The 12,273-nt window shown below is 62.0% G+C and carries 14 protein-coding genes; 2 read left to right on the top strand and 12 right to left on the bottom strand.

The features are described from left to right. Positions 1–2: 2 nt before the first annotated feature. The 12 genes from NKI67_RS03545 to coxB all read right to left on the bottom strand — a co-directional run bounded on the left by NKI67_RS03545 (position 3) and on the right by coxB (position 9,742). Complete coding sequence (locus NKI67_RS03545; protein WP_031211060.1) at positions 3–596, bottom strand: histidine phosphatase family protein; 594 nt, start codon at positions 594–596, stop codon at positions 3–5. A gap of 42 nt (positions 597–638) precedes the next feature. Then, positions 639–1,166 carry a ribonuclease HI gene (rnhA, locus tag NKI67_RS03550; RefSeq protein ID WP_023674142.1) on the bottom strand — a complete coding sequence of 176 codons (528 nt, stop codon included), beginning with the start codon at positions 1,164–1,166 and terminating at the stop codon, positions 639–641. Next, positions 1,163–2,125, bottom strand: a complete 963-nt coding sequence (locus NKI67_RS03555) for a homoserine kinase (protein ID WP_023674141.1) — start codon at positions 2,123–2,125, stop codon at positions 1,163–1,165. Before NKI67_RS03555 ends, rnhA begins: the two co-directional genes overlap by 4 nt. A 5-nt stretch (positions 2,126–2,130) precedes the next feature. Beyond that, complete coding sequence (ispH, locus tag NKI67_RS03560) at positions 2,131–3,135, bottom strand: 4-hydroxy-3-methylbut-2-enyl diphosphate reductase (RefSeq protein ID WP_023674140.1); 1,005 nt, start codon at positions 3,133–3,135, stop codon at positions 2,131–2,133. 107 nt (positions 3,136–3,242) lie between these two features. After that, a complete protein-coding gene (locus NKI67_RS03565; RefSeq protein ID WP_023674139.1) occupies positions 3,243–3,998 on the bottom strand; it encodes an SURF1 family protein in 756 nt (251 codons plus the stop codon). After that, a complete protein-coding gene (locus tag NKI67_RS03570; RefSeq protein ID WP_031211059.1) occupies positions 3,995–4,381 on the bottom strand; it encodes a DUF983 domain-containing protein in 387 nt (128 codons plus the stop codon). The genes NKI67_RS03565 and NKI67_RS03570 overlap by 4 nt, the downstream gene beginning before the upstream one ends. An 83-nt stretch (positions 4,382–4,464) precedes the next feature. Continuing rightward, positions 4,465–5,346, bottom strand: a complete 882-nt coding sequence (locus NKI67_RS03575) for a cytochrome c oxidase subunit 3 (protein WP_023674137.1) — start codon at positions 5,344–5,346, stop codon at positions 4,465–4,467. Between the two features lies 1 nt (position 5,347). Continuing rightward, complete coding sequence (locus NKI67_RS03580) at positions 5,348–5,980, bottom strand: cytochrome c oxidase assembly protein (protein WP_023674136.1); 633 nt, start codon at positions 5,978–5,980, stop codon at positions 5,348–5,350. Between the two features lie 7 nt (positions 5,981–5,987). Continuing rightward, positions 5,988–6,155 (bottom strand): cytochrome c oxidase system small membrane protein, encoded by a 168-nt coding sequence (locus NKI67_RS03585; protein WP_023674135.1) that lies wholly within the window; start codon positions 6,153–6,155, stop codon positions 5,988–5,990. Continuing rightward, entirely contained in the window at positions 6,152–7,096 is a 945-nt protein-coding gene (locus tag NKI67_RS03590) for a heme o synthase (protein ID WP_023674134.1), read from the bottom strand. The genes NKI67_RS03585 and NKI67_RS03590 overlap by 4 nt, the downstream gene beginning before the upstream one ends. Positions 7,097–7,172: 76 nt before the next feature. Then, entirely contained in the window at positions 7,173–8,825 is a 1,653-nt protein-coding gene (gene ctaD / locus NKI67_RS03595) for a cytochrome c oxidase subunit I (RefSeq protein WP_031211058.1), read from the bottom strand. Positions 8,826–8,863: 38 nt separating this feature from the next. After that, entirely contained in the window at positions 8,864–9,742 is an 879-nt protein-coding gene (gene coxB, locus NKI67_RS03600; RefSeq protein ID WP_031211057.1) for a cytochrome c oxidase subunit II, read from the bottom strand. Between the two features lie 371 nt (positions 9,743–10,113). Here coxB and NKI67_RS03605 point away from each other — a divergent pair, with 371 nt between their 5' ends. Together NKI67_RS03605 and tldD are read left to right on the top strand one after the other, a co-directional pair. After that, complete coding sequence (locus NKI67_RS03605) at positions 10,114–10,638, top strand: invasion associated locus B family protein (protein WP_023674131.1); 525 nt, start codon at positions 10,114–10,116, stop codon at positions 10,636–10,638. Positions 10,639–10,776: 138 nt separating this feature from the next. After that, positions 10,777–12,189: a metalloprotease TldD gene (gene tldD / locus NKI67_RS03610; protein ID WP_352593356.1), complete on the top strand. Its 1,413-nt coding sequence runs from the start codon at positions 10,777–10,779 to the stop codon at positions 12,187–12,189. The last annotated feature ends 84 nt before the right edge of the window (positions 12,190–12,273 follow it).

Genomic DNA, 12,273 nt, shown 5'->3' on the forward strand with positions numbered 1-12,273 from the left:
AATTAACTGTCGCGGCGCTGCGTCGGCCTGTCGATCGGCTGCCATCCATGGATAACGCGACGCGCGCTGATATCGTATGCGAAGTAGTTCCCACCGCCCGCTGGCTGATCCGCCTCGCGGCTGATTTCCCGACCGCTCAAAGAGAGCAGCAGGAGCGTTCCGACACCTCCGTGACCTATGAAAGCAACGTCGACGGCGGCGTCGGTGCGTAGCACAGTGTCTACCTCGCTTAGAATACGACGCTGGGCTTCGATAGCTGGCTCCCATCCACGAATGCTGCTGTTTGGATTGGCGAAGAATTGGTCGGCGACCGCTTCGAACTCCGATGGCGGCAGGAAACCGGTTGCCGATCGGTCATTCTCATGCATCCGTTCCCTCACCTCGACTGCAAGGCGGAGATGCCTTCCGAGTATCTCGGCGGTTTCTATCGCCTTGCGTTCACCCGACGACACGATCCGCCGGATCGACCCAACCCACGGCTGATCGAGCATTGCAGATGTTCTCGCTCGCCCGATGTCGGACAGTCCCCACTCCGGCACTGGAACGTTGGCATCGACCTGAACCTGGGGATGCGTGATGTAGTATGCAATCGGCATGATAAGAGCTTTCCTGCCAGAGAGCGGACCCGCAGCCGGAATTCAATAGCTTTGCGTCGAGCGCCGCGCCTTTGTGGCGGCCGGCTGCTTTGACTGCGAACCTGGTTCTGGCGCCGCAGTCTTGACGAGGCCTTTCTTGAATGGCGCCATGCCGAGCCGCGCCAATTCGTCGGCGCGCTCGTTCTCGGGATGGCCGGCATGGCCCTTGACCCAATGCCAGGTGACCTGATGGCGGTTACGCGCCGCGTCGAGCTGCTGCCACAGCTCGGCATTCTTCACCGGCTGCCTGGCGGCCGTCTTCCAGCCGTTGCGCTTCCAGCCGTCGATCCAGCTGAAAATACCGTCCTTGACATAGTTGCTGTCGGTATAAAGATCGACGGCGCAGGGCTCCTTGAGCGCATTAAGCGCCGAGATGGCCGCCAACAGTTCCATACGGTTGTTGGTGGTGGCAGCCTCGCCGCCATGGAGCTCCTTAATTGCGCCGTTGAAGCGCAGGATTGCGCCCCAGCCGCCAGGCCCGGGATTGCCCGAACAGGCACCATCGGTGAAGATTTCAACGCGCTTGGTCATGTCAGTCCATATTCGGAAGGAGAGTTGATCGCCCGGTGGAAGCGCATCCGGCGGATATACTCGGTCGGGTCGCGTTTCATCACCAGCCCGCCGTCCGGGACCGTCAGCCAGTCGTAGAGCCGGGTCAGCATGAAGCGCAGCGCCGAGCCGCGCGCCAGCATCGGCAGCGCAGCTTTCTCGTCACTGCTCAACGGCCGCACGCTTTGGTAGCCGGCAAGCAGCGCCGTGCCCTTGGTCAGATTGAAGGAAAAATCCTTCTCGAAGCACCAGGCGTTCAGGCACGTGGCAACGTCATAGGCGTAGAGGTCGTTGCAGGCGAAATAGAAGTCGATCAGCCCGGACAGTTTCTCGCCGAGGAAGAACACATTGTCCGGGAAAAGATCGGCATGGATGATGCCTCGCGGCAGACCGTTCGGCCAGTTCCGCTCGAAATCGGCGAAATCGGCATCGACCTCGGCAGCCAGTCCCGGCTCGACCTCGTCGGCGCGGGCGCGGGCGGCATTCCACAGCTTGCGCCAGCCATCGATGGCAAGGGCGTTGGGGCGGGTCATCGGAAAATCCGCGCCGGCGAGATGCAGTGCCGCCAGCGCCTTGCCGACCTCGCCGCAATGCGCAGCCGTCGGCCGCCGCAGCGACAGGCCTTCGAGAAAGGTGATGATGACCGCCGGCCGGCCGGCAAGTGTTCCGATCACACCGCCATCATGTGCGGTGACCGGGAGCGGGCACGAAATGCCCTTTCTGGCGAGGTGGGCCATGAGGCCGAGAAAGAACGGCAGGTCAGCCTTGTCGACGCGCTTCTCGTAAAGCGTCAGGATGTAGGAGCCGCTGCTGGTGTGCAGCAGAAAATTCGAGTTTTCGGTACCTTCGGCGATGCCCTTGTAGGACAAGAGGTCGCCGACCGGATAGTTCCTGAGGAATGCGCCGAGCTCGCCCTCGTTGACGTCGGTGTAAACCGCCATCGTTGCTACGCGGCCCCGTTGACGAAGGCCATGTCGGCAGCCGTCAGTTCGACATCGCGCAACACCCGCATCACCGGAAAGTCCTCCGTCTCCGTCGCCGTCACGGCCAGCTCGATGGTCACGTCGAAGCGCTGCCTGAACGCATCGACGATCTCGTCGACGATGATCTCCGGCGCCGAGGCGCCCGCCGACAGGCCGAGCGTCGAAATGCCGGCAATCTCATTCCACGGAATTTCGGAGGCGCGCTGCACAAGAAGCGACATCGAGGCGCCGGCGCGCTCGGCCACTTCGACCAGGCGCCGCGAGTTGGAGGAGTTAGGTGCGCCGACAACCAGGAAGAGATCGGCGCCGGCCGCTGTTTCCTTGACCGCTTCCTGGCGATTGGTGGTGGCATAACAGATCGATTCCGCCGCCGGCGCGTGCAGCTCGGGAAAACGCTGCCGCAGGGCGCGGATAATACCGGCGGTGTCCTCGACCGACAGCGTCGTCTGGGTGACGAAGCCGAGCGCTTGCGAGTCTGCGGGCACGAAGCTTGCGGCGTCGGCCTCGGTCTCGATCAGAGTGACCGCGCCGTCCGGCAACTGGCCCATTGTGCCGATCACCTCCGGATGCGCGGCATGGCCGATCAAGAGCACGTGGCGGCCAAGCCGCTGATGGCGCATCGCCTGCTTATGGACTTTCGAGACCAGCGGGCAAGTCGCGTCGAGATAGAACAGGTTGCGGGACTGGGCGTCGGCCGGCACAGATTTCGGCACGCCATGCGCCGAAAAGACGACCGGGCTCTGGCGATGCTCGGGCGGGATCTCGGAGAGCTCCTCGATGAACACCGCGCCAAGGCTTTGCAGCCCTTCGACGACGTAGCGGTTGTGCACGATCTCGTGGCGGACATAGACCGGCGCGCCGTATTTCTTCAGCGCCAGCACGACGATCTGGATGGCACGGTCAACGCCCGCACAGAAACCGCGGGGCTGGCAGAGCCGGATGGTCAGCGGCGGCTTTGTATAAAGCATGATTGCATCTTACGCTGATTGTAGGCCGGTTGATCGGACTATGACTTCTGAGCTCAAGGCGCGAAATGAGGTGCGCGGCCCTGCCCTGTCAAGGGTAGTGGCGGCGATCATTGGTCTTTCGCCGGGCGGCGGAGCCAGGAGATCAGGACGCCGGCAAGGGCGGCGGCAAGGCCGTACCAGGTTATCGCATATTGCAGATGGCTGTTCGGCAGGTCGATGACGGTGACACCTCCAACTGGCAGCCCGCCGGGGTTGGGCGTGGCGTTCGCATCGATGAAGATCGGCACCAGCGCCGCACCTGTCGGCAGGCCGGCGCTCGAGGCCATCGCGTCACGATCTTTCCAGTAGAAGATATTCTTCTGCGGATCATTGTCGGGAAGCATCATCGAGGGCTTGGCCGGCAGCGGGTTGCGGGCGAGCCCCGTCACCGTCACTTTGCCCGTTACCTGCCCCTGCGGCCGCTTGGCTGGATCCTTGAAATCGTAAGGCACGAAGCCGCGGTTGATCAGCACGAAACGGCCATCGTCGAGCTGTAGCGGCGTGAAGACGTTGAAACCGGACTGGCCTTCCCAGGTGGCGAGGAAATGCCGCTCGTCTTGATGCAGGAAAGTGCCGGTCACTGTCACCGGCGTGTAGTCCACGTCGCCGGCGGCAGCAAACCGCTTTTCGAGCTCGGCCAATGGCACAGGCGCCGAATGCGTGCGCTGGTCTATCGTCTGGAGAAGGCCCTCTTTCCAGTGCAGGCGCTGAACCTGCCAGGTGCCGAGCGCCAGCAGGATCAAAAACACGACGATACCCAGGCCGAGTGCCAATGCGCGCTTCGGCCGCGACCGGCCGGCCACCGAACCGGATGCCTCGCTCATTCGCCGCGGTCCAGCCGGCCCTCGGCCGCCTTGTTGCGGTATTGCAGCGTCAGCAGCACGCCCTTGATCAGCCGGAGCGCCGCCAGGCAAAGCACCAGCGTCAGCGGAATCCACAGCAGCAGATGCAGCCAGAGCGGCGGATTGAGCGTCACCTCCATCCACAACGCCAGGCCGACGACGATAAAGCCGATGATCAGGATAACGAACACCGCCGGCCCGTCGCCGGCATCGGCGAAGGAATAATCGAGGCCGCAATTGGAGCAGCGATCATCGACCGTGAGGAACCCGGAGAACAGCTTGCCCTCGCCACAGCGGGGGCAGCGGCCATGCAAGCCGGCCGAGATCGGATCGATTGGTGGCCAGATCGCCTTGTCGTCGCTCATGAGGTCCATCCTAGGAGCATTTGCCGCAAAAGATAAGGCGGCCACGTCGCCGCAGCCGCCTTGTCGATTTCCTCAGCTCGATCTCAGTGCGGTTCGATCATCGCGCCGTTCGATGCCCAGACGTAGATCGAGGCAAACAGGAACAGCCACACCACGTCGACGAAGTGCCAATACCAGGCGGCGGCCTCGAAGCCGAAATGCTGCTTGGGCGTGAAGTCGCCCTTCATGGCGCGGATCAGGCAGACCAACAGGAAGATCGTGCCGATGATGACGTGGAAACCATGGAAGCCGGTCGCCATGAAGAAGGTGGCGCCGTAGATCGAATCCCTGAAGCCGAACGGCGCGTGCATGTACTCGTAGGCCTGCACCATGGTGAACAGCATGCCGAGGCCGACGGTCAGCACCAAGCCATTGATCAGGCCCTTGCGGTCGCCGTGGATGAGCGAGTGGTGCGCCCAGGTCACCGTGGTACCTGACAGAAGCAGGATGACGGTGTTGTAGAGCGGCAGATGGAAAGGGTCGAGAACTTCGAGGCCCTTGGGTGGCCAGACGCCGCCGGTGAAGGCGGTACGGGCGTATTGATGGACCTCGCCCGGAAACAGGCTGGCGTCGAAGAAGGCCCAGAACCAGGCGACGAAGAACATCACCTCGGAGGCGATGAACATGATCATGCCGTAGCGCAGATGCAGCGACACGACACGGGTGTGGTGTCCCTCATGCGCTTCCTTGATCGTATCCGACCACCAGGCGAACATCGTGTAGATGACGATCAGCAGGCCGATGAAGAACAGCCATGGATTGGCGACATTGAAACCGAAGATCGGGAAATCGCCGCCCTTGAGGTATTGCATGTAACAGACGCCGCCGAACGCGGTCACCAGCGCCCCGACGGAGCCCAGGAAAGGCCACGGGCTCGGGTCGACAAGGTGGTAGTCATGTTGTGGTTTTGCGTGTGCGTCTGCCATATCAACCCCCGAGGCTTGCTTCGGTATCTGAAATCTTGTTGCGGCGGCCGTCGGCCGGCACCGATGATGCGACCGGCTTGGTCTTGTCGACCGGGAACATCGTGTAGGACAGGGTAATCGTCGTCAGATCCTTCAATTCCGGCGCGTTGACGATGTCGGGATCGACATAGAAGACGACCGGCATGTCCAGTGTCTCGCCCGGCTTCAGCGTCGTGTCGGTGAAGCAGAAACACTCGACCTTGTTGAAGTAAGGTCCGGCCAGTTCCGGCTGCACGTTGAAGGTGGCGCGTCCAGTGATGGGACGGTTGAATTTGTTGGTCGCGCTGAAATGCGCCTCGGCGGTTTCGCCGATCTTGATGGTGATCGAGCGGGCGACCGGCTGGAATTGCCAGGGAACGCCGGCGGTGTTGGCGTCGAAGCGGATGGTGATGTCGCGATCGAGCACCCGATCGGCATATTGCTGGGTCGCCCGTTTGACGGTGCCGCCGTAGCCTGTCGCCTGGCAGAACATCGCATAGAGTGGTACCGCGGCGTAGGCCATGCCGATCATGCCGCCGAAAAACGCGATGCAGACGCCAGCGACGACGCGGTTCGTGTTTTTCTTCGTAGGATCGGTGACTGTTTGCCTGGTCATTGTGAGCTCACATCGAGCCGGGGAAACTGTGACCAAATTTCACGATGGTCGCGACGTAGAATATGACGACCAGCGCCGCCAGCGCGAAACCGATTGCGGCCGAGCGATTGCGGCGGGCCTTCTGCTGACGTTCGGTCAGCGTGACCAGTTCAAGCTTCTTTTCGGCCATGCTCATGCTCCACCAATGGTCAGCGCGCGCGAGACGACACAATCGCCAAGGTAGGCGGCGAAGATGGCGAAGAGATAGAGCAGCGAATAGCCGAACAAGGCCTTGGCCGGCTTCATCGCCCGGTCGTCATCGGCCATTTGCAGCACCTTCCACGCATACCAGACGAAGCCGGCGCCGAGCAGCAATGCAAGGATGCCATAGACCGGCGTGGTGAACCCGAGAACCCAGGGCAGCACGCCAACCGGCGCGAGGACCAGCGCATAGGCAAAGATCTGGCGTCTGGTCGAGGCCTGGCCGGCGACATTCGGCATCATCGGAATGCCTGCCTTGGCGTAGTCCTCCGACTTGAAGAGCGCGAGCGCCCAGAAATGCGGTGGCGTCCACAGGAAAATGATCAGGAACAGCACCAAGCTTTCGAGGCTCACCGATCCGGTTACCGCCGCCCAGCCTATGACCGGCGGAATGGCACCGGCAGCCCCGCCGATGACGATGTTCTGCGGCGTCCAGCGCTTCAGCCACATCGTATAGATGACGGCATAGAAAAAGATCGTGAAGGCCAGAAGCGATGCTGCCAACCAGTTGACCAGCACGCCGAGCGTCATCACCGACAGAACCGACAGCACCAGCCCGAAACTCAATGCCTCGCCTGGCCGGATGCGGCCGGCCGGCACGGGACGGCCGGCGGTGCGCGTCATCACCGCATCGATGTCTGCGTCATACCACATGTTGAGCGCACCGGAGGCGCCGGCGCCGATGGCAATAGCCAGGATCGCGATCACCGCCAGCAGCGGATTGATGGTCACCGGGGCGGCGACCATGCCGACAAACGCAGTGAACACCACCAGCGACATGACGCGCGGCTTCAGCAGGGCGAAGAAATCGCCCGCCGTCGCTTCCGACATGCGGAAGCCTGGCTCGTCAATCAGTCTGTCTTCGGCAAGGGCCATGCGTACTTAAAGTCCATCATTCCGTTGGCCAAAACCGCCGGCCGGCCGGCGGTTCCGTATTAAAGGAGGCAACCGCCTACTTGATCTTCGGCAACTGTTCCCACTGATGGAACGGCGGCGGCGAAGGCAGCTGCCATTCCAGCGTGGTCGCACCCTCGCCCCAAGGATTGGCGCCGGCGACCCGCTTCTTCTGGAACGCCTCGAAGACGCCGAACAGGAAGATGACGACGCCGACAGCCGAGATGTACGAGCCGTAGGACGACACCATATTCCAGCCGGCGAAGGCATCGGGATAGTCGATATAACGACGCGGCATACCGGAAAGCCCGAGGAAGTGCTGCGGGAAAAAGACCAGGTTGACGCCGACGAAAGTGACCCAGAAGTGAGTGTTCGCGATCACGGGCGAGTACATGTAGCCGGTCATTTTCGGGAACCAGTAGTACCAGCCGGCGAAGATCGCGAAGACCGCGCCCAGCGACAGCACGTAGTGGAAGTGCGCGACCACGAAATAGGTGTCGTGCAGCGGGCGGTCGAGGCCGGCATTGGCCAGCTGCACGCCGGTGACGCCGCCAACAGTGAACAGGAAGATGAAGCCGATCGCCCACAGCATTGGGGTCTTGAGCGAAATCGACCCGCCCCACATAGTGGCGATCCACGAGAAGATCTTCACACCCGTCGGCACCGCGATGACCATGGTGGCAAAGACGAAATAGCGCTGGGTGTCGAGCGACAGGCCCGTCGTGTACATGTGGTGGGCCCAGACGATGAAGCCCACCGCGCCGATGGCAACCATCGCATAGGCCATGCCGAGATAGCCAAACACCGGCTTCCTCGAAAAGGTCGAGATGATATGGCTGATGATACCGAAACCCGGCAGGATCAGAATGTAGACCTCCGGATGGCCGAAGAACCAGAACAGGTGCTGGAACAGGATCGGATCGCCGCCGCCGTCCGGGGCGAAGAAGGTGGTGCCGAAATTGCGGTCGGTCAACAGCATCGTGATGCCGCCGGCCAGCACCGGCAACGACAGCAGCAGCAGGAAGGCGGTAATCAGCACCGACCAGGCGAACAGCGGCATCTTGTGCATTGTCATGCCGGGCGCGCGCATGTTGAAGATGGTGGTGATGAAGTTGATGGCGCCAAGAATCGAGGAGGCGCCGGCGATGTGGATTGACAGGATCGCCAGATCCATGGCTGGTCCGGGCTGGCCGGATGTCGACAGCGGCGGATAAAGCGTCCAGCCGCCGCCGACGCCGTAAGCGCCGGGCGCACTCGGAACGAAGGCCGAGAAAATCAGCAGGATGAAAGCCGGCGGCAGCAGCCAGAACGAGACGTTGTTCATGCGCGGGAAGGCCATATCCGGCGCGCCGATCATGATCGGCACCATCCAGTTGGCAAAGCCGCCGATCAGCGCCGGCATCACCATGAAGAAGATCATGATCAGCGCATGCGCGGTGGTGAAAGCATTGTACATGCTCTTGCCCCCGTCGATGGCGGCGTCGCCGTTCATGCCGTAGACCATCTGCGCCAGGCCAGTGAAGATCTGGATGCCCGGCTCCTGCAATTCCATGCGCATGACGACCGACAAGGCGCCACCGATGCAGCCCGCCATGATCGCGAAGATCAGATAAAGCGTGCCAATGTCCTTGTGGTTGGTCGAATACACCCACCGGACCCAGCCATGATACGGCTTGTGGTCGTGGTCGTCGTGAGCTGCAGCGTGCGCCATGGTCGGCTCCGTTCCCTGAATCTTTTCTGGTCGCGGCATCAATTGCCGGCGGCCGCTACCTTGTTCGTGCCATCGACCTCGGCCATCAGCGCCTTGTTGGCGCCGGGAAGGTCGGTCTTGGCTGCCGCCAGCCAGGTCTTGTATTGTGCATCGGAGACGACGCGAATGGCGATCGGCATGAAGGCGTGGTCCTTGCCGCAGAGTTCCGAGCACTGGCCGTAATAGAGGCCTTCCTTGTCCGCCTTGAACCAGACCTCGTTGATGCGGCCCGGCACCGCATCGGTCTTGATGCCGAAGGACGGCATGGCAAAGGCGTGAATGACGTCGGTCGCCGTCACCAGCACCCGGGTCATGGTGCTGACCGGCACCACCATCTCATTGTCGACGGCGAGCAGGCGCGGATACGCGGCGCGATCTTCCTTGCCGGCAGCAGCCCTGTCGGCATCCTGAAGGATCGCGGAATTAAAGGAAAGCGTGTTGTCGACCTGGTATTCGTAGTCCCAGTTCCACTGATTGCCGGTCGCCTTGACGGTCAGCTTGGCTTCTTCCGGCGGCGTGTATTGCGCGGTCAGCAGCTGGAACGAGGGAATGGCGAGACAGAGCAGGATGACCACGGGACCGACAGTCCAGATGACCTCGATCAGCGTGTTGTGGCTGGTGCGCGACGGCGTCGGGTTGACGCTCGCCCGGAACCGCAAAATGCAATAGGCAATCAGGAAAAGCACCAAGGCGGTGATCACAATGATGAACGCGAACGAGTAGTTCCCGAACCACTCGATCTGCCTCATAATGTCGGTCGCCGGAGGCTGAAAACTGGTTTCCCAAGGTTGGGGCTGGGCTGCATGAGCGGATGCAGCGGCAAACAACGTGGCGGCGGCACTAGCTACGATTTTGGCGGTTGCCAGGAATTTTCTCATCGCCCTCGTCATCTCCCAGTTCCTCGCGATCGGACCGCAAGAATGTCGAACAATGCCGGGACGGGAATCCCGGACAATTCAAGGCTGGTTCAAACCATACTCTATTTGCCTCCGCAAGAAAGGAGCGCCGGAACCCGTGCGGCATTTTTGCGCGCAAGCGCGGCGCTGGCTTCGTGCGGTGACGGCTCGCCGCGAATCACCAGAGCGGCATCCGGGTAGAATGAGCTGCGCGGCGCGCGGAACCGTCGCAATTAGGGCGAAATTGGCACGGAAAAGCGCATTGTTGCCTGTGTCGGGGCGGATCGCCGGGGTCTCGTCCTTTACTTGGGTTTAGTGCGGCTTAAAGTGCCGTGATTCGCAATGGAGCCGTCATGAACCCTTGGCTTTCGAGAACCTTGGCGAAGGTCATCTTTGTTGCCGCCGCAATAGCCTTGTCCGGCGCCGGCCTGGCCAATGCCGCGCAGCCAAGCGGCACGGTGAAGTCAACGCATGGGGCGTGGTCGATCATCTGCGATACGCCCGCCGGTGCTACATCCGAACAATGCGTGATGATGCAGAACGTCGTCGCCGAGGACCGTCCGGAAATGGGTCTTTCCGTTGTCGTGCTGCGCACAGCCGACAACAAGGCCGAAATCCTGCGTGTGCTGGCGCCGCTCGGCGTGCTGTTGCCCAACGGCCTCGGCCTCAATGTCGACGGCAAGGATATCGGCCGCGCGTATTTCGTGCGCTGTTTCCAGGACGGCTGCTATGCCGAGGTCATCCTGGAAAAGCCGCTGCTCGACACGCTGAAGACCGGTACGTCCGCCACCTTCATCGTCTTCCAGACGCCGGAAGAGGGGATCGGCATTCCCGTCGACCTCAAGGGTTTCGCCGACGGCTTCGCCGCCCTGCCTTGAGACCGGGTCTTGTAGCACGATCCAGTGATGATCCAGTGATGTTGACCGGCCGGGTCACGGCAAATCTCATTTCAGATTGTCTGTGCGGGCCTTCGCGCCTACATCGTGGGAAACAATCCTCCTGCGAATGGACCTGCCATGAACAGCCTGATCGGCCAATTTGACATTTCCGACGATCGCATCAAGCAAATCGTTGCCGAGACTATTAACGGCGCCGACGACGGCGAACTGTTTCTCGAATATAGCGAAAGCGAATCGCTGATGTTCGACAATGGCAAGCTGAAGACCGCGAATTTCAACACCGACCAGGGTTTCGGCCTGCGCGCCGTCGCCGGCGAAGCCAGCGGCTACGCCCATTCCAGCGATCTCTCCGAAGCCTCGCTGCTGCGCGCCGCCGATGCCGTTTCGACGGTGAAGAGCGGCTATTCCGGCACGCTTGCCGCAGCGCCTGCCCGCACCAACCGCCATCTCTACAGCGACGGAAACCCTATCCCCTCGCCTTCCTTCGAGGCCAAGGCCAAGCTGCTTCAGGAAATCGATGCATGGCTGCGGGCCGAGGATCCGCGCGTCAGGCAGGTGACGGCGTCGCTCGCCGCCTCCTGGCAGCATGTCGAGATCGTGCGCGCCGACGGCCAGATGGTGCGCGACATCCGTCCGCTGGTCAGGATCAACGTGTCGGTGGTGGTCGGCGACGGCGACCGCCAGGAGAGCGGCTCCTACGGCATGGGAGGCCGCAAGGATTTTGGTGAATTCCTGATCGAGGACAGCTGGCGGCACGCGGCCAAGGAGGCATTGCGGCAAGCGCTGGTCAATCTCGAAGCGGTTCCAGCACCTGCCGGCACTTTCGACATCGTGCTGTCGAGCGGCTGGCCGGGCGTCATGTTGCACGAGGCCGTCGGCCACGGGCTGGAAGGCGATTTCAACCGCAAGAAGACGTCGGCCTTCGCCGGCCTGCTTGGCCAGCAGGTGGCGGCGAAAGGCGTCACCGTCGTTGACGACGGCACCCTGCCCGAGCGGCGTGGTTCGCTTACCGTCGACGATGAGGGCACGCCATCGGCCCATAACGTGCTGATCGACGATGGCAAGCTGGTCGGCTACATGCAGGACCGCCAGAACGCCCGGCTGATGGGCATGAAAGCCACCGGCAACGGGCGACGCCAAGGTTACGCGCACGAGCCTATGCCGCGCATGACAAACACCTACATGACAGGAGGCGACATGGAGCCGGACGAGATCATCGCCTCAGTCAAGAACGGCATCTATGCCGTGTCGTTCGGTGGCGGCCAGGTCGACATCACTTCGGGCAAGTTCGTGTTCGGCTGCACCGAAGCCTACATGATCGAGAACGGCAAGGTGACGCAACCGATCAAGGGCGCCATGCTGATCGGCAACGGGCCGGATGCCATGCATCGGGTTTCGATGGTCGGCAACGATATGAAGCTCGACACCGGCATCGGCATGTGCGGCAAGGCCGGACAGGGCGTGCCGGTCGGCGTCGGCCAGCCGCATCTCAGGATGAACCAGATGACAGTCGGCGGCACCAGGGTTTGATGGAGTTGACGCCGAATTATCGCCGCTCCGGAACAACCAATCCCCGCCGCCCACTGCCTTGTCATCGCTTTAAGTAGGAGTAGC

The organism is Mesorhizobium sp. M0408 (assembly GCF_040321495.1).
GTDB lineage: Bacteria > Pseudomonadota > Alphaproteobacteria > Rhizobiales > Rhizobiaceae > Mesorhizobium.